Genomic DNA, 18,115 nt, shown 5'->3' on the forward strand with positions numbered 1-18,115 from the left:
GCCCGGGGCGTTCTGTCGTTTCCGGACCTGGTGGCCGTACGGACGTCCCCTCACCCCAGGAGTACGGACATGAGCACCCCCACCACCACCCCCACGACCGACGTCACCGGCGCCCGCACCGAGGACGCAGCCGCCCTCATCACCGGCGCCCGTGAGCGCATCGACGCTCTCGACGACCGCATCATCGGCCTCGTCCAGGAACGGATGGCCGTGTCGGCGGTCATCCAGGAGGCCCGGATCACCTCGGGCGGCCGACGGGTCAATCTGTCCCGCGAGATGGACGTCCTCGGCCACTACAGGGACGCCCTCGGCAAGCCCGGCACGGCCCTCGCGATGACGCTCCTGGAGCTGTGCCGGGGCCGCGTCTGAGGACGGGCGGCGCCCCGGGAGCCACCTGCCCCTCCGTGCCTGCCGACGCCGGGGGGCGCGTGCGTTCCTCCGGTCACTCGTACGGCGCGTGACCGGAGAGAAGGTGCCTTCGTTGGTCCCGGTGCCACGCGTGGCCCCGGCTGGGGCGTGCGACGGACGGGCTTCGGCCGGTGCGTCGTGGGACCTCGCTCCAGCGTGTGCGACCGGACGGCAGGGGACAGCCTGACCGGTCGCCCCAGGCGGTCGGCTCCGGGGACGCCCGGAGCCGGTCGGCAGGGTTCTCCCCCTCCCCCGAGGGTTTCCCGTCTCCTAGAACTTCTCCTGGACCTTCTTCGCCGGGACCGCCGGAACCGCCAGCAGCGGGAGCCGCAGCGCGCCGAACGCCTCCGCGGGTACGGCCGGGGACTTCGGTTCGACCGGTGCCAGGCGTACGTACTCCGTGCCCTGGGCGGGACGCGGGTCCTCCTCGCCCTTGTTGGGCCACAGCGACATCGCGCGCTCGGCCTGCGCGGTGATGGTGAGCGAGGGGTTCACGCCGAGGTTCGCGGAGACCGCCGAGCCGTCGACGACCGAGATGCCCGGGTGTCCGTAGAGGCGGTGGTACGGGTCTATCACGCCGTCGTCGGCCGTCGCTCCGATCGGACAGCCGCCCAGGAAGTGCGCGGTGAGCGGGGTGCCCATCAGTTCGCCGACGTTGCTGCCGGCGAAGCCGTTGATCTCCTCCGCGAGGAGGGACGCGGCACGGCTGGCCTCGGGTATCTGCTTGGGGTTGGGGGCGCCGTGGCCCTGGCGGGCGGTCAGCAGGCCCTTCCCGATGCCGCCCGGTTTGCGGTACGTCGTCAGGGAGTTGTCGAGGGACTGCATGACGAGGCCGATGATGGTCTTCTCCGACCAGCGGTGGTTGGAGAGGGACCGGGCGGCGAGCGTCGGGTGCCTGACCACGTTGACGGCCCAGCCCAGGGCGCGCGGGAACTTCTCCGCGTACGGCACCTGGAGGATGGACATCGCGCCCATCGCGTTGGAGCCCTTGCCGTAGCGGACCGGCTCGATATGGGTGTGGGCGTCCGGGTGGATCGAGGACGTGATGGCGACACCGCGCGTGAAGTCGACCTTCCCCGATCCGTCGGAGGCGCCGAGCTGCGCGCCGTGCTTGCGGCGGTAGCGGCGGTCGGTGGTCTGGGAGCCCACCAGGGCCTCGGAGTTGGTGCGGGTCAGCTCGCCGAGCTTCGCGGAGATGCGCGGCAGGTGGCCGCCGTCCTTCATGGCGTGCAGGAGGGTCTGGGTGCCGTACGTGCCCGCCGCGACGACTATCCGGCGGGCGCGGAATATCTTGCGGGTCCCCCTGCGTCGCGCGTCGGTGGGGGCGGTGGCGACGCGGTAGCCGCCGTCGGGGTGGTCGGAGAGGCCGAGGACGGATGTCATGGGGTGGATGACGGCGCCGGCCTGTTCGGCGAGGTGGAGGTAGTTCTCGTTGAGGGTGTTCTTCGCGCCGTGGCGGCAGCCCGTCATGCACTCGCCGCACTCGGTGCACCCCTTGCGAGCAGGGCCTTTCCCTCCGAAGTACGGGTCGGGAACTTCCTGGCCCGGCCCGGCCGTTGAGGAAGCAGAAGCACTGCCACCACCGGCGTCCCGTCCGTCGCCGTAGAAGACGCCCACCGGGGCGAGATGGAAGGTGTCGCCCACTCCCATCGCCTCGGCGGCCGACTTCAGGTGGACGTCGGACGGGGTCATGGTCGGGTTGATGCGCACGCCCAGCATCCGCTTGGCCTGGTCGTAGTACGGAGCGAGTTCGTCCTGCCAGTCGGTGATGCCCGCCCACTGCTGGTCCTCGAAGAAGGGAGCGGGAGGTACGTAGAGGGTGTTGGCGTAGTTCAGCGAACCGCCGCCGACGCCCGCACCTGCCAGGACCATGACATTTCCCAACAGGTGCACGCGCTGGATCCCGAACAGGCCGAGCGCGGGAGCCCACAGGTAGTTCTTCAGGTCCCAGGAGTTCTTGGGCAGGGTGTCGCGGGTGAAGCGGCGCCCGGCCTCCAGGACGCCGACGCGGTATCCCTTCTCCGTGAGCCGGAGCGCGGAGACGGCGCCGCCGAAGCCGGAGCCGACGACGATGACGTCGTAGTCGTACTCCTCACGGTCGAACTCCCCGGCTGCGTCCTGGTTTTGGGCAGAGCTCTCCTCGGACACGTGCACTCCTCGTTCTTTGAAAAGTGAATAGAGAGAGACGGAAGAGGGTGGGCCGGGGCGCCGCCCGTCCCACCCGCCCCGCCCTGGCCGTCAGCGCAGGCGCAGTGCCTTCATCACCTTGAGGCTGGTGGTCATGAACGCGGCGTACTTCTCGTCGTCCATCCCGAAGGACGGCGCGAGCGGGATCAGCCGCTGCTGGGCGACGGTCTGCGCCTCGGTGTACTTGAGGATGCCCTCGGAGCCGTGCCTGCGGCTGAGTCCGGACTCCTTCATGCCGCCCATCGGGGCACGCACGCTGGCGTACGCGGGACCGTACCCCTCGTTGATGTTGACGGTGCCGGTGCGCAGCTTGGCGGCGACGGCGTGGCCGCGCTTGCCGCTCCTGGTCCAGACGCTCGAATTCAGGCCGTACGGCGTCCCGTTGGCCTCCGCGACGACCTCGTCCTCGTCGCGGAACCGGTAGATCGAGACGACCGGGCCGAAGGTCTCCTCGGAGCAGACCGCCATCGGGGACTCGACGCCCTCCAGGATGGTCGGCTCGTAGAAGTAGGGGCCGATGTCGGGGCGGGCGGTAGCGCCGGCCAGGACGGTGGCTCCCTTGTTGACGGCCTCCTCGACGTGCCGGGTCACGGTCTCCAGCTGGCGCGGACCGACGAGGGAGCCCAGGTCGGCGCCGTACGCGAGGGAGTTGCCCAGGCGCATCGCCTTCGTACGGGCGACGAAGCGCTGCACGAAGTCGTCGGCGATCGACTCGTGGACGTACAGCCGCTCGATGGAGATGCAGAGCTGGCCCGCGGAGGCGAAGCAGGCGCGGACGGCTCCGGCGGCGGCCTTCTCCACGTCGGCGTCCTCAAGGACGAGCATGGCGTTCTTGCCGCCGAGTTCGAGGGAGACGCCGACCAGGCGGGCGCCGGCTCCCTGGGCGATCTCGCGGCCGGTGCGGGTGGAGCCGGTGAAGGAGACGTAGTCGGCGTGCTGGACGACCTCGGGGCCGACGACCGGGCCCTCGCCGAGGACGACCTGGAAGACCTCGGGCGGCAGGCCCGCCTCGACGAGCAGGTCACGGCCCCACAGGGCGGACAGCGCGGTCTCGGTGTCGGGCTTCATCACCAGGCCGTTGCCCGCGACGAGGGCGGGCAGGCAGTCGCCGACGGACAGCTCGAAGGGGTAGTTCCACGGCGAGATCTGACCGACGACGCCGCGCGGCTGACGCTGCTCGGTCACCTTGGTGAGGACCGGGACCGCACCGGTGTGGCGCTTGGCCTTCAGGTACGCGGGGGCCTGGCGGCCGTAGTGCCGGGCGGCCATCGCGACGGCCTGGATCTCCTCGTGCGCGTGGAGGCGGGCCTTGCCGGTCTCCAGCTGGACGAGGTCGAGGATCTCGGCCTGCCGCTGGAGGACCAGGTCGTGGAAGCGCAGCAGGACCGCGGCCCGCTGCCTGACGGGCACGGCCGCCCAGGCGGGCTGGGCGGCGCGGGCCCGCTCGAAGGCGACGGCGACGTCCTCGGGCGTGGACTCGGGCAGGTCGGCCAGTTTCTCGCCGGTGAGCGGCGCATGGCTGGCGGTCCGTCCCGAACCGACCACTCCGCGGGTCAGCTGGGCGACCACTTCGGGAGTGATCACGTCGGCCGCGGTGCGCGCGCCGACCGGCGCTTTGGCCACGGGGTTGGTGCCGAGGGGTGCCGTGAGGGCCTGCGAGTCCGTCATACGAGCGAGCGTATGGCCCGGCGGACGCTTTGGGTACCCGTCAGTAACGGCTTTTCACCGGCCTCTCACGACCGCGCCAGCAGTTGCTGGCACATAGCCCCTGATCAGGGGTGCTTCCCGGGCCTCCGCCTGGCCGGGAGTCTAGAGCTCCAGAATCTTCAGGTGCTTGGTGACGTCCTCGAAGAGCTGCTCCCCCTCGGCGGTGAACTTGCTCGCCGACGGCGCGTTCACCTCGATCCGCCAGTACGCCTTCTTGTCCTTGCCCACCACGATCCGCTCGTGGCGGTGGAGGCGGACCGGGTCCTTGTTGCTGTCGGAGTAGTCGGTGAAGTCCACGACGGCGTCGTACGCGGGGTGCTCCTGCTGCTTGCTGTCGAAGACGCTCACCTTGGCGTTCTTCATCTCGGTCCTGTCCTTGCCGCCCCGCGCGTAGTGGGTCTCGCGATCCTCCTTGGTGGGCGGCTGGTTGTCCTTGTCGATCTCGACGCGGACGATGTGGACCTGGAAGACGTTGCCCGGTTCGTAGTAGTCCTCGGTGTTGTCCGCACTGTCGTCGTACGACTTGTAGTCCGCGGGCAGGTAGAGCTCCGTCGTGACGCTCTGGAGCGCCTGCCGCAGCTTCCAGCCCTCCGGCGGCTTGTCGCCCGCGAAGGGGTTCGCCAGGATCAGTACGAGCGCGAGCGCGACCACCAGCGCACCACCGAGCAGCCCGAACCGTGCCTTCTTGCTGCGCCGGAGCACCGGCGGCACCCAGTCGGCGGCGGTCCCCGGCTGCATCACCCGGGTCACGGCCGCCGCGGGCGGCGGCGCCTGCCCGGTCGCCTTCTCCAGTGCCTGGCGCACCTCCGCCGGGTGCGGGCGGGCCGCCGGGTCCTTCTGCAGGAGCCGCATCACCAGCGCGCCGAAGGGCCCGGATCCCCGGGCGGGCGTCTGCGGGTCAGCGGACAGGACCGCCTGGAGGGTGGCGGGGGTGTTGGAGCGACGGTACGGCGACATGCCCTCGACCGCCGCGTACAGCACGACGCCCAGCGACCACAGGTCGGAGGCGGGGCCGGGGCGCTGCCCCAACACCCTTTCCGGCGAGATGAATTCGGGCGAGCCGACGAACCCGCCGGTCTCGGTGAGCCCCTGCTCGCCCTCGACCTGCGCGATCCCGAAGTCGCTGAGCACCACCCGGCCGTCCTGCCCGAGCATGACGTTGTCGGGCTTGACGTCCCGGTGCAGCACTCCCGCCTGATGGGCCGCGGTCAGCGCGCCGAGCACGGCGAGCCCGATGCGGGCGGCCTCCCGCACGTCGAGGGTGCCCTCCTGCAGCCGGTCCGCCAGCGAGTGCCCTTGGACCAGCTCCATCACGATCCACGGCTTGCCGTCCTCGACGACCACGTCGTGCATGGTGACCACGGATGGATGCTCGATCCGGGCGGCGGCCCGCGCCTCGCGCTGCATGCGCAGGTAGACGTTCTGCCGCTCGCGTTCGGGCAGATGGTCGGGGACGCGGGGCTCCTTCACCGCGACGTCCCGGTCCACGATCTCGTCGTGGGCGCGCCAGACCGTGCCCATGCCGCCGTGGCCCAGCCGGGAGACCAGCCGGTAGCGGCCACCGATGGTGCGACCGGCCGCGGGGTCGGTCAACTGGGTCGACTGGTTGGGCAGATGGGCCTGGGTGGGGCCCTGCGGAGCGCCGTACTGGGGTGGTTGGGGTGCGTGCGGTGCATTCGGCGGTCGGAGCCCGTAGCTGGTGGGCTCGCTCGCCTGTCCCCCGTCGTTCGTCATGCCCTCATCCTGACGGGTGCCCGCTTCCGGTTACCACCAGGGTGGTTGAGCGATACAGAGCCGTGACTGTGTCAACACCCCGACATCACGTGCGCGGACGGGTCCCTGACGGGGCCGCGACGGGGCTACCGCGTGGTGCTCCAGCCCCGTGTCAGGACGTCGAAGCGCTCCTTGGTCACGCCCCGCTCCGCAGCGGGCCCGGTCACGTACATCGCGTACTCGGGGCCGGTCTCGTCGATGTAGAGCATGTCCAGCGCGAAGCGCGGGCCCGCCGCCTTGCCGCCCTCCCGGAACGTGAACTCCAGTACGCCGCTCTTCTGGTCGCGGTAGGTGTCCTGCTCCAACCGCACCCGGCGGAACTGGGGCAGGGTCTTGCTGATGTTCTTCTCCAGCCGGACCAGGTGGTCGTAGGGGTTGCTGTAGTCGGGCGAGGGATCGACGTTGATACGGATGAGGTGGCGTCCGCCGTCCGGCGTGAAGTCGTACTGGCCGGGCTTGGGGTCCACCCGCTTCCAGCCGTCGGGCACGGGCAGGCTGAAGCCGTCCCCCTTCACCATGTGCCAGCCGGCCGGAGCCTCGCCCGCCTTGGGCTTGTCCTTGCCGTCGGCCGGGTCGTCGCCCTTGTCCCCGCCGTTGTCCCCGCCCTTGGCCGGGGCGTCGCCACCCTGCTGACCAGAAGAGGTGGAGGCCTGGTTGCCGCCGGTGGACGAGGAGTCGTTGTTCTTCCACTGGAGGACTCCGAAGACGGCCCCACCACCGATGACCGCCGCAAGCACCACGAGCAGCACCTTCCCGCGCCGCTTGACCGGCGGCGGCTGCTGCGAGTGCTGCTGCTGCGTGTGCTGCGGCTGCTGCTGCGTGTACTGCTGCATCTGCCCCTGCGGCGACGTGTGGGCAAACGGCGGCGTGTGCCCCGTCGAGGGGTGCTGGTACGCATGCGGGTACTGCTGCTGTCCCCCGTACGCCGATACAGGTCCCCCGCGCGACCCGTACCCCCCCGGCCCCTCCTCCCGAACCGGCATCGGCATCGGCCTCGTCGGCGGCACCGGCACGGAGGACTGGAGTTCCTCCTGCGACACCTGCCGCGTCGATACGTACTCCTGCGCCGACCTCGGCCGCCGCCCCGCCCGCGCCTCCCGCAGCATCTGCTCCGTCTCGGCGGCACTCGGCCGCTCGTCGGCCTCCTTGCGCAGCAACGCGACGATCACCGGTGCGAGCGCTCCCGCGTTGTACGACGGCGAGGGGTCCTCCGCGACCACAGCCTGCATGGTGCTGATCGGCGAGGTCCTGCGGAACGGCGAGCGCTCCTCGACCGCCGTGTACAGCGTCGCGCCGAGCGCCCACAGGTCGGAGGCGGGCCCCGGCCCCTCGCCCCGGATGCGCTCGGGCGCCAAGTAGTCCAGCGAGCCGACCAGTTCACCGGTCCTGGTGATCGTGGAGTCGCCCTCGATGGCGGCGATCCCGAAGTCGGTCAGCAGCACCCGGCCGTCCTTGGCCAGCATCACGTTGCCCGGCTTCACGTCCCGGTGCAGCACGCCGACGCCGTGCGCGGCGCGCAGCGCGGCGAGCACCTGGAGGCCGATCCTGGCCGCCTCCTGCGGGTCGCAACTTCCTGTCTCCTTGAGCCGGTCCGCGAGCGAGGGCCCGTCGACGTACTCCATGACGATCCACGGCCGGTCGTCGTGCTCCAGCACGTCGTGGACGGTGACGACGCCGGGGTGGTTGATACGGGCGGCGGCCCGCGCCTCCTTCTGCGTACGCGCGTGCAGTACGACGCGGTCGGCCTCTGCAGCGTACAGGCCGGCCCGCAACTCCTTGATGGCGACGGTGCGGTGCAGCACCTCGTCGCGGGCGCGCCAGACGCGGCCCATGCCGCCGCTGCCGAGGACGTCACCCAGACGGTAGCGCCCGGCGAGCACCTGGCCCGCTTCCGTACCGCTGCCCGCGCCACCGCTCGTACCGCTGCTGGCGTTCTCCATGATCCGGCCCACCGCCCCGTGTCTCAGGGGAACCAGGTTACGGATCAGGGATCCGGAGGTGGAACACAGGGGCGATCACGAGACCGCACCGTGACACGTCCGTCGATACGGATCGTGACAGGTCCGTCGGTACGGATCGCGACAGGTCCCTCGGTACGCACCGCGATATGCCCTCGGTACGCACCGTGGTATGCCCTGCGTACGGCGCTGTTTGCACTGCCCGCGACGCCTGTGCTTCCCGTACTGCCCGTACTACTTGGTCGACCGGTAGTGCAGCACCGCCGCCTCGTACACCTCGCTCACCTCGTCGCGCTGCGACTCAGGGCCGATGACCTGGATGATGTGGTACGTCCCGCCGACGATCATCGCCTTGTTGCGTACGAAGACGTCCCGGCCACTGCTGTCCTTCCAGGTGAACTGTCCCTCTGCCGCAGCCTGCTGGCCCACGCTGATCCGCCGCAGCCCGGACTGCTGGGCCCAGGTGGAGTCGCGCAGGGGCTGCAACTCCTGCTCCTCCTTGAGCTGGTACACCATCGGGTCGCTGCCCTTGGCCTTGACGGTGTCCCGGCCTGGAACGACGACGATCTCGATGTCGTACCCCTGGTAGCGGACCTGGCGGCTGCCGTTCATCGGCGTCCGCCGCCAGTTCTTGTCGACGGCGATCTGGAAGCCGCCCTCGTCCTTGCGCAGTACGTATCCGGAGGGCAGGCCGGAAGCCGGATTCTGGGCGGGCGGCGGATCAGCGGCCGGGGGCTTGTCCTGGCCCTGGCCGTTGCCCTGACCGTTGTCCTGGCCGTCGGTGGGCGGGTCGTCGGAGCGCTCGGGCGCGGGCTGCTGCGGCTGGTCGGACTGCGTGCCGCCGGACTGCGCGGGCTGGCCGCTGCCCGTGTTCTGCTCGCCGGGCGCGTTGTCCCCGTCCTTCGGCAGGAACATCACGGCGTACACGACGGCCGCCGCGAGCCCGGCCAGTACGAGCACCAGCAGCCAACGCCCCATCGAGCGCGGCTGCCGCGCCCCGATGCGCGGCTCCCGCTGCACGCGCGGGGCGCGCGGCGCCCGCTCGCGGGCCGCCTTGCCCGCCTCCTCCCGACCCTTGCCCCTGCCCTGCTTGTGCCGGTGCCGCCCGTGCTGCGCCGCACCGCGCCGCTTGCGCACGAGCTCGCCCCTGCGCCGTACGATCGGCAGCCGCGTGGCGTCCGGCGGCGACGGCAGCGGTACGACCTTGGTGCCCGCCTCCGGCTCCGGTGCGGACCGTACGAGCGAACGCAGCCATCCGCGTAGCTCCTCGAAGTCCGGCCGCTCGGTCGGGTCCTGGCGCAGCAGCGACTCGACGACCGGTCGCAGCGGGCCGCACTCCTCCGCGAAGGCGGGCGGCTCGGCGCACACCATCTGCACCAGTTCGGCGGTGTTGTCCTCCGGGTAGGGCGCATGCCCCTGTACGACGCGGAACAGCAGCGCGCCGAGTGCCCACAGGTCGGTGGCGGGGCCGATCGGCGGCGCCAACTGCCAGTTCTCGTACACGGGACCGGCCTGCTCGGGCGCCCACCGCTCGGTCACCGCCCCGATGACCGCGATCCGGGTCTGACGGGCGCGCTCCGCGGCCAGCGGCGTACTGGGACCCCGGTAGGGCAACCCGGCGATGACGTCGTCCCAACGGCCGCCGCCACCCGGAGACTTCACCGGTCCGGGAACGGCCGACGGGGCGGAAGCGGCAGAAGGGACGGAAGCGGCGGACGGGGCGCCGTGGCCGACGCGTACGCGGTCGAGTTCCTGCCCTTGCCCGGGATCCGACTGGTGGCTGTGCCGCAGTTCGTCGGCGCGCAGCGCCTCGCCACCGGCGCCGCCGCCCCGGGGCACGACCCCGTGCCAGGCGGCCCCGGGCCCCTGCCCGGTGACCCGCTCGACCCCTTCGCCGGGGGCGCCGCGCTCGCTTCGGCTCCCGAAGGGCGAAGTGGCCCCCGGGCGCGGCCGGTTCGGCGGATCGCCGTAGGGAGAGACGGGGCCGGTACCGGCCGCGGCAGCACCGTACGGGGACACCGCACCCGTACCTGCGCCCGTACCCCTACCTGTGCCTGCCCCTTCACCTGCACCCGTACCTGTGCCCGTACCCCTGCCTGTGCCCGCCCCTTCACCTGCAGCCGTGCCGGTCCCCGCGCCCGTCCCTGTGCCGGTTCCCGCGCCCGTCCCCGCCGCCGGGTCCTGGAGGTACGGGCTGCGCGGCGGGTCGACCGCATGGCGGCGCTGGTCCTCGGTGGCCCTGGCCGCCGCCCGCGCACCCGCCCGGTACGCGGCTATCGCCCCGGCCCTGGCCGCCCGCGCGTCGCCCGCGGGGGGCACGGCAGGAAGCGCCGGGTTGCCCGGCGCCGGCTCCGTCTCCGCCCCCGCCTGCCCTGCGGCCCGGCCCAGGAAGTCCGTGGGAAGCGCGGGAAGCGCGGGCCGACCGGAACCGGGTGCGCCCTCCGACGCCACATGCCCGCGCGGCACCGGCACCGCGGCCTCGCTCCAGCCGCCCGTGCCGCCACCTGGCCCACCCGGTGGCCCCGACTGCGGTCCGAGCGCGGATCCCGCCCCTGTCCCGGGGATCGGCGCGTACCCGCACAGCGCCTCCTCGGCCGCGCCCGCAGCAAGACCCGTCAGTACGATGCGGCCGTCGTCGCAGACGAGCACCGTGCGGACGGTGATGTTCCGGTGGGTCCAGCCGTGCGCGTGCAGCACCCGCAGCGCGGTGAGCACGTCGGAGGCGACCTCGGCGGCCCGGTACGGGCTGAGCGGGGCCTCGGCGAGCAGTGCCGCGAGCGGCCGGGCCGCCACCAGTTCACTCACTATCCACAGCGAGCCGTCTTCCTCGAAGACGTCGAAGACCTGGTCGAGCCGGGGGTGGTCGGGGATCTGGGCGGCCGCCTGCGCCGCCTCGATGGCACGCCGCACGGCCGGATCGCCGGACCGGCGCGGGGCACCCCGCCCGCCGACGGGCCTCCGGTGCACCGGCCCGCCCTCGCCGTCGACGAACTCCGCGTCGACCACCTCCGGCAGCGGCACCTGCCGTACGAGAACCTCCTGGCCGCTGTACCCGTCAAAGGCCCGCGTCTCCACCAGGTCGTACTCGTCGGAAGGCGGCAACGGCAGGCGGTAGCGGTCGGCAAGCACCCGTCCCGCGTAGTCGTCCACGACGCCTCCCCAAAGCGCGCTTTTCCCCGCTGTCCCCGGTCATCTGCGCCGACCACCGGGACTGACCATCGTGACCATCGGGACTGCTCGAAACCATCAATTCCGGTCGTTTACCGGCTAATTGCGGCTGCGTACGGTCCACGGGGTCTCACGATACGTGGCAATACCCCGTCGCGAGGCAGTGTCAACGCATCCCGGTCAGTCCGTCGGCTTGAACGTGGCGAACGCGGTCTCGCGCAGCTGCTTGCACTCCGCGCCGTCCCATCCGTCGGCCGGGCAGCTCACCATGATCGAGTAGCCGTGCGTGGCGTCGACCCGGAAGCCGCGGTTGAGCACGTGTATCCGCTGCCCCTTCTGGTCGCGCTCGAACTCCCAGTCGGCGGTGGTGGGGTAGCCGTTGTAGGAGACGGGCTTGATGCTGATCTGCTTGAAGTTGTTGCTCTGGGCAGCGGTGCCCGCGACCGCCTTGCCCCAGGCGAGGGCCGCGTCACTGCCGGGCTGGTTGTTGAAGTCGACCTGCACGCGCGGGAATCCGTTGTCCTTGCTGTATATCCCGCCCGAGCTCTCACCCGCTATGCCCGTCCGGCGGAACCCCTCGGGCATGGCCATCGAGAAGTGGAACTTGCTGTCGGTGACCGTCGTGAACCCCGCAGGCACCGCGCCGTCGGCCGGCTTCCCGGTGGCCGGGTCGCCGGATGGCTTGGTTCCGCCGGTGCTGCCGTCCGCGCCTCCGCCCGTCCCGTTGCCCTTGGCCGGGTCGGTGCCCTTCCCCTTGTCGGGGTTCTTGTCCGGGTTCTTGCTGTCGCCGCCGGCCGTTGTCCCGGCGGAGGCGGACGTGCCGTTCTTGCCCGTCTCGCCGCCCTTCCCGGGCTCGTCCTTGTTGAGCGCGATCGCGAGCACGGTGCCCAGCACGGCGAGCGCGGCCACCAGCGCGACCACGAGCAGCGCCTGCTTCCGCATGCCGGGCGACATGCCGCCGACGCTCCCGGACGACATGCCCCCGCCACCGGAACCGGAACCGGCCGACTGCATCGCGGCGGTCGGCGCCCCCACGACGGGCGGGCCCGCCGCCGGTGCCACCGGAACAGCGGACGCCGCAGCGACTGGCGCGGCCTTCGTCGGCTTCTCCGCCTTCACCGCGGCGGTCTTCCTCGCCTTGGGCGTACGGGGCGCCTTGGCTGCCGGCTCCGCGGGAACCGGCGGAAGCGGAACCACCTTCGTGGCGTCCGAACGCACCAGCTCGTCGCCGGCCAGGTCCGCCTTGTCCAGCTGGTCGAGCACGTCGTTGAGGAGCGCCCGCGCGCCCGCGTCGTCGAGCCGCTGCGCCGGGTCCTTGACGAGCAGCCCGTAGATGACCTCCTCCAGCGGTCCCGCGTTCTTCGGCGGGTCGACCGGCTCGGTCATCACGGCGGTCAGCGTCGCGATCGCGGACCCCTTGTCGTACGGCGGGACTCCCTCCACCGACGCGTAGATCAGACCGCCCAGAGACCACATGTCGGCGGCGGGGCCCGGCTTGTGGCCGCGCGCCCGCTCCGGCGAGATGTACGAGGGGGCGCCGACCAGCATGCCGGTGGAGGTGATCGAGGGGTCGCCCTCGACCTGGGCGATGCCGAAGTCGGTCAGGACGACCCGGCCGTCCTCGGCGATCAGTACGTTCGACGGCTTGACGTCGCGGTGCAGAATGCCCTGCCGGTGCGCGGCGCGCAGCACGTCGAGGATCGCGAGCCCGACCTCGGCAGCCCTGCGCGGCGTCAGCAGGCCGTCCTCGCGGATGGCTTCGGCGAGCGACTTGCCCTCGACGAGCTCCATGACGATCCACGGCCGGTCGTCCTCGTCGACGACGTCGAAGACCGTGACCGCGCTGTTGTTGCGGATCCGCGCGATCGCCTTGGCCTCGCGCAGGGTGCGCGTGATCAGGCGGCGCTTCTCGTCCTCGTCGATGGCGGTCGGGAAGCGCAGCTCCTTGACCGCGACGGTCCGGCCGAGCGTCTCGTCGACGGCCCGCCAGACGGTGCCCATGCCGCCCCGGCCGAGCACGTCACCGAGCCGGTACCGCCCCGCCAGCAGGCGGCCCTCGACCTCCTTGGAGGTGTCCGAAGCAGCGTCCTTGGCAGCTTCCGCCGCCGCCTTCTCGTCGGCCAGCGCCCGCCGGGACTCGGCATCCCGGAACGCGGCGCCCCTTGCCCCTGCACCACGAGCCCCGACATCAGCCCCGGCACCACGAGGTCCGGAATCCCCGGCCCCGGCGCCACGGCCCCGAGAAGCCCCGGACCCGGCATCATCAACCCCGACATCCTTGGACTTGGCATCCTTGGACCCGGCGTCCCTGGGTCCGGCCACATCGGCCCCGGCGCCCTCGGACTTGGCATCCTTAGTCTTGGCTCCACGAGGTCCGGAATCCCCGGACCCGGCGCCACGGCCCCGAGGGTCTCCGGACCCGGCTTCCCCGGACCCGGCGTCGTCCGACCCGGCGTCGTCCGCCCCGGCATCCCCGGGCTCGGCAGCACGGGCTCCCGCGTCCCCGGACCCGGCGTCACGGGCTCCGGCATCACGAGTCCCCGCATTCCGGGACCCGGCGTCCCGGGCCGCGTCCTGGGAAGCGGCGCCCCCGGACACGGCATCCTTCTTGTCGGACACGGCATCCTGCGTGCTCTTCCGCGACTGCTCCGGCTCGTCCGACATGCGTCCCCTCTGCGATCCCTGATCTTCGCCCCGTGCCCCGGCCCGTACGAACGCGTCGCAGACCCTCTCGGCGGCTTCCCCGGCGATGCGGCAACCCGCCCTGGCAGAGCCCCCATTGTCCCCCACGCGCAGACCGCCAACACCCCCGGGGCGCGGGCGGCCGATCCGCCGCGCCCCACACCCGCCCCTACAACGGCACGATGTCCGGCGCCCCCAGCCTGGCCGCGTCCGCGGTCAGGTCGTCCGGCTGCCGCTGCGACTCCCGCTCCGCCTCGACCCGCTTCTCGTAGTGCTCCACCTCCCGCTCCACCTGCCCCTTGTCCCAGCCCAGCACCGGAGCCATCAACTCGGCACATTCCAGCGCGCTCAGCGTCCCCCGGTCGAACGTCTCGATCGAGATCCGGGTACGCCGCGTCAGTACGTCGTCGAGGTGCCTGGCCCCCTCGTGCGACGCCGCGTAGACGACCTCGGCCCGCAGATAGTCGTCGGCCCCGGTCAGCGGCTCACCGAGCCCCGGGTCCTGCGCGATCAGCTCCAGCACTTCCTCCGTCAGGGACCCGTACCGGTTCAACAGGTGCTCCACGCGCACCACATGGAGGCCCGTCCTGGCGGCGGTCCTGGCCCGTGCGTTCCACATCGCCCGGTACCCCTCGGCGCCCACCAGCGGCACGTCCTCGGTCACGCACTCCGCGACCCGGACGTCCAGCGCGTGCACCGCCTCGTCGACGGCGTCCTTCGCCATCACGCGGTACGTCGTGTACTTGCCGCCCGCGACCACCACGAGCCCCGGCACCGGATGCGCCACCGTGTGCTCCCGGGAGAGCTTGCTGGTGGCGTCCGACTCCCCGGCCAGCAGGGGCCGCAGGCCCGCGTACACCCCCTGCACGTCGTCCCGCGTCAGAGGAACGGCCAGCACCGCATTCACGTGCTCCAGCAGATAGTCGATATCCGCGCTCGAAGCCGCCGGGTGCGCCTTGTCCAGATCCCAATCGGTGTCCGTGGTTCCGACAATCCAGTGCCTGCCCCACGGAATGACGAAAAGGACCGATTTCTCGGTCCGGAGAATGAGCCCGGTCGACGAGTGAATCCGGTCCTTCGGCACCACCAGGTGAATTCCCTTGGAGGCCCGGACGTGGAACTGCCCGCGCTCCCCGATCAGCGCCTGGGTGTCGTCGGTCCACACCCCGGTCGCGTTCACCACCTGCTTCGCCCTGATCTCGTACTCGCCCCGGGCCTCGACGTCCTCGACCCGCACCCCGACGACCCGCTCGCCCTCCCGCAGGAAGCCGATGACCCGGGCCCGGTTGGCGACGTGCGCGCCGTAGGCGGCGGCGGTGCGCACCAGCGTCGCCACATAACGGGCGTCGTCCATCTGCGCGTCGTAGTACTGGAGCGCCCCGGTGAGCGCGTCCTTCTTCAACGCGGGCGCCACGCGCAGCGCGTGCCGCCGCGTCAGGTGACGGTGCATCGGCAGCCCGCGTCCGTGCCCCGACGACACCGACATCGCGTCGTACAGCGCCACGCCCGAGCCCGCGTACCACCGCTCCCACCCCTTGTGCTGGAGCGGGTAGAGGAAGGGCACCGGCTTGACCAGGTGCGGAGCGAGGCGCTCCAGCAACAGCCCGCGCTCCTTCAGCGCTTCCCGTACGAGCGCGAAGTCGAGCATCTCCAGATAGCGGAGCCCTCCGTGGATCAGCTTGCTCGACCTGCTGGAGGTCCCCGAGGCCCAGTCCCGCGCCTCGACGAGCCCGGTGGACAGGCCTCGCGTGACGGCGTCCAGCGCCGTGCCCGCACCGACCACGCCCGCGCCCACCACCAGCACGTCCAGTTCCCGCTCGGCCATCGCGGCGAGCGCCTCTGCGCGCTCGGCCGGTCCCAGTGTCGCTGTCCTCACTGCTGCCTCCCGTTGGTGCGGTTGGTGCGGTTGGTGCTGTCCTGTTGGGCGGGTGTGACCGGGGCCACTCCACTGATTCTCTCCGTAGGCCGGTGCTTCAGCCACCGCCTGTGGACAACCGGGGGCACGACCCGCGCGGAGACCACCCGCACAACGATGCCAAATCCCCCATAACGGTCATATTTACGCCTAGTCTGACATTTCCTCGGCTCGAACTGTCCACAGGGCTTGCGCACTGCCCCACCTCCGGTTAAGGGAGGCGGCCCGGCAGACCCGCGGCCCGGAGGGACCCCAAGGGAAGGACGGCTCACACCATGCCCGCAGACCTCGCCGTCATCGGACTCGGCCACCTCGGTCTCCCCCTCGCCCAGGCCGCCGTCGCCGCCGGCATCGCCACCATCGGTTACGACACCGATCCGCACCCCGTCGCCGAGCTGGCCGCGGGCCGCCCGCCCGTGGACGGCTCGCTCTCCGCCGCCGAGATCCGCCGGATGCTCGCCGGGGGCTTCCGGCCGACCACCGACCCGGCCGAGCTGGGCCGCGTCCGCACCGCCGTCATCTGCGCCCCGACCCGCCTCGGCCCGGACCGCACCCTCGACCTGTCGGCCGTCGAGGCCGCGGCCCGCACGCTCGCCTCCCGCCTGCGCCCGCACACCACCGTGCTGCTGGAGTCGGCCGCCTACCCGGGGGCGACCGAAGAATTCCTGCGCCCCCTCCTGGAAGCGGGATCCGGCCTGCGCGCGGGGCGCGACTTCCACCTCGCGTACTCCCCCAGCCGGCTGGACCCCGGCAACCGCACCCACGACTACGCGCACACCCCCACGGTCATCGGCGGCCTCACCCCCGCCTGCACCGAGTCGGCCGCCGCCTTCTACGGCCGCCTCACCGACAAGGTGGTCCGCGCCCGCGGTCCGCGCGAGGCGGAGACCGTCGGCGTCCTCGAAACCAACTACCGGCACGTCAACATCGCCCTCGCCAACGAGATGGCCGTCCTCTGCCACGACCTCGGCGTCGACCTCTGGGACGTCATCCGCTGCTCCGAGACCAAGCCCTACGGCTTCCAGGCGTTCCGCCCCGGCCCCGGAGTCGGCGGCCACAGCGTCCCCCTCGACCCCAACTACCTCTCCTACGGAAGCCGTACGCCCGGCCACCCGCTGCGCATGGTCGGCCTCGCCCAGGAGATCAACGGCCGGATGCCGCAGTACGTCATCCAGCGCTGTGCCACCCTCCTCAACGAGCACGGCAAGTCCGCACGGGGCGCCCGCGTCCTGCTCCTCGGCGTCACCTACAAGCCCGACCTCGCCGACCAGGAGGGCTCCCCCGCCCCCGAGATCGCCACCCGGCTGCGTGACATGGGCGCCCATCTGACCTACCACGACCCGCACGTCCCGCACTGGCGCGTGCGCGACGTCCCCGTCCCCCGCGCCGACTCCCTCTATGAGGCGGCGGCAGCGGCGGACCTGACGATCCTTCTCCAGCACCACCGGACGTACGACCTCCAGGGCCTGGCGGTGAAGGCCCAACTCCTGCTGGACACAAGGGGAGCGAGCCCGGCGGGCGCGGCGTACCGCCTCTAGCGCCACCGATACCGGTTCCGGTTGCGCAAGGAATGAACCCGAAATCCGCACACCCCCTGTCAGCGACGGCTGCTAACGTCAGGCCGCACATCCGAACTTATGCGCGCTTTATGCGCGCACTCCCAGGGGGGAACCCGTCCATGTCGTATCCCGCTCAGCCGCCCCAGCAGCCCGGTGGCAACCCGTACGCCCAGGGCCAGCCGCCCCAGCAGCCCGGCGGCGGCAACCCCTTCGCCCAGGGCCAGCAGTACCCGCAGGCCCCCGGCCAGTACGGCCAGCAGCAGCCGGGCCAGTTCCCCCAGCAGGGCGGCCAGTTCGGCGGCGGCTTCCCGCCGCCCGCCCCGGCCCGTCGCGGCAATGTGGGCCTCGGCCTCCTGGCCGGCTTCGTGGTCGCGCTGGTCGCGGCAGGCGTCTACGGCGCGATCATGGGCGCCGTGGAGGCCGAGGTGGGTTACGCCGCGGTGGGCGTCGGCCTCCTCATCGGCTTCGTGGCCGGCAAGGTCGGCGGCTTCAACCCGGCGATCGCCGTGGTGAGCGCGCTCCTCGCCCTGGTCGCGGTCTACGCGGGCCAGATCCTGGGCTACGCGATCTTCATCTCCAAGGAGGCGCCCATCGGTGTCATGGAGATCCTCACCCAGCACTTCGGCGAGCTGAACACCGGCTGGAAGACCGAGCTGGACTTCATGTCCTTCGTCTTCTTCGCCCTCGGTGCCGTCGGCGCCGTCTCCGGTGCCAAGAAGGCCTCCTGACCGCGCAGGAAGGCCGCGCACCCGCGCACC

Annotated in this window: 10 protein-coding genes; 3 read left to right on the forward strand and 7 right to left on the reverse strand. The window is 71.8% G+C overall.

All coding sequences use genetic code 11. The features are described from left to right. The first annotated feature begins 69 nt into the window (after positions 1 to 69). On the forward strand, positions 70 to 369 hold the full coding sequence (locus ACWGIG_RS24175) for a chorismate mutase (RefSeq protein WP_453323747.1): 300 nt from the start codon (positions 70 to 72) through the stop codon (positions 367 to 369). A gap of 309 nt (positions 370 to 678) precedes the next feature. Here the strand turns inward: ACWGIG_RS24175 and ACWGIG_RS24180 are convergent, their stop codons facing one another. From ACWGIG_RS24180 to ACWGIG_RS24210, 7 genes are all read right to left on the reverse strand, one after another. Then, positions 679 to 2,556, reverse strand: coding sequence for a GMC oxidoreductase (locus tag ACWGIG_RS24180; protein WP_453323748.1), 1,878 nt, complete (start codon positions 2,554 to 2,556; stop codon positions 679 to 681). Between the two features lie 90 nt (positions 2,557 to 2,646). Beyond that, positions 2,647 to 4,263, reverse strand: a complete 1,617-nt coding sequence (locus ACWGIG_RS24185) for a succinic semialdehyde dehydrogenase (protein WP_453323749.1) — start codon at positions 4,261 to 4,263, stop codon at positions 2,647 to 2,649. 141 nt (positions 4,264 to 4,404) lie between these two features. Beyond that, complete coding sequence (locus ACWGIG_RS24190) at positions 4,405 to 6,036, reverse strand: serine/threonine-protein kinase (RefSeq protein ID WP_453323750.1); 1,632 nt, start codon at positions 6,034 to 6,036, stop codon at positions 4,405 to 4,407. A 125-nt stretch (positions 6,037 to 6,161) separates the two neighbouring features. Continuing rightward, positions 6,162 to 8,015: a serine/threonine-protein kinase gene (locus ACWGIG_RS24195; RefSeq protein ID WP_453323751.1), complete on the reverse strand. Its 1,854-nt coding sequence runs from the start codon at positions 8,013 to 8,015 to the stop codon at positions 6,162 to 6,164. Between the two features lie 252 nt (positions 8,016 to 8,267). Continuing rightward, on the reverse strand, positions 8,268 to 11,183 hold the full coding sequence (locus tag ACWGIG_RS24200) for a protein kinase (protein WP_453323752.1): 2,916 nt from the start codon (positions 11,181 to 11,183) through the stop codon (positions 8,268 to 8,270). A 198-nt stretch (positions 11,184 to 11,381) separates the two neighbouring features. Continuing rightward, positions 11,382 to 13,523, reverse strand: coding sequence for a serine/threonine-protein kinase (locus tag ACWGIG_RS24205; RefSeq protein WP_453323753.1), 2,142 nt, complete (start codon positions 13,521 to 13,523; stop codon positions 11,382 to 11,384). Positions 13,524 to 14,052: 529 nt separating this feature from the next. Beyond that, positions 14,053 to 15,759 (reverse strand): glycerol-3-phosphate dehydrogenase/oxidase, encoded by a 1,707-nt coding sequence (locus tag ACWGIG_RS24210; RefSeq protein WP_453323754.1) that lies wholly within the window; start codon positions 15,757 to 15,759, stop codon positions 14,053 to 14,055. 314 nt (positions 15,760 to 16,073) lie between these two features. On the opposite strand from ACWGIG_RS24210, the gene ACWGIG_RS24215 reads away from it, so the two are divergent. Both ACWGIG_RS24215 and ACWGIG_RS24220 read left to right on the forward strand, forming a co-directional pair. Further along, positions 16,074 to 17,336, forward strand: a complete 1,263-nt coding sequence (locus tag ACWGIG_RS24215) for a nucleotide sugar dehydrogenase (protein ID WP_453323755.1) — start codon at positions 16,074 to 16,076, stop codon at positions 17,334 to 17,336. A gap of 140 nt (positions 17,337 to 17,476) precedes the next feature. Beyond that, positions 17,477 to 18,085, forward strand: a complete 609-nt coding sequence (locus tag ACWGIG_RS24220) for a hypothetical protein (RefSeq protein WP_453323756.1) — start codon at positions 17,477 to 17,479, stop codon at positions 18,083 to 18,085. The last annotated feature ends 30 nt before the right edge of the window (positions 18,086 to 18,115 follow it).

Source organism: Streptomyces sp. NPDC054863, assembly GCF_053610825.1.

Coding starts and splice junctions, on each gene's coding strand:
- ACWGIG_RS24190 (WP_453323750.1), bottom strand. CDS start 6,036: ATGACGAACGACGGGGGACAGGCGAGCGAGCCCACCAGCTACGGGCTC.
- ACWGIG_RS24195 (WP_453323751.1), bottom strand. CDS start 8,015: ATGGAGAACGCCAGCAGCGGTACGAGCGGTGGCGCGGGCAGCGGTACG.
- ACWGIG_RS24185 (WP_453323749.1), bottom strand. CDS start 4,263: ATGACGGACTCGCAGGCCCTCACGGCACCCCTCGGCACCAACCCCGTG.
- ACWGIG_RS24215 (WP_453323755.1), top strand. CDS start 16,074: ATGCCCGCAGACCTCGCCGTCATCGGACTCGGCCACCTCGGTCTCCCC.
- ACWGIG_RS24175 (WP_453323747.1), top strand. CDS start 70: ATGAGCACCCCCACCACCACCCCCACGACCGACGTCACCGGCGCCCGC.
- ACWGIG_RS24220 (WP_453323756.1), top strand. CDS start 17,477: ATGTCGTATCCCGCTCAGCCGCCCCAGCAGCCCGGTGGCAACCCGTAC.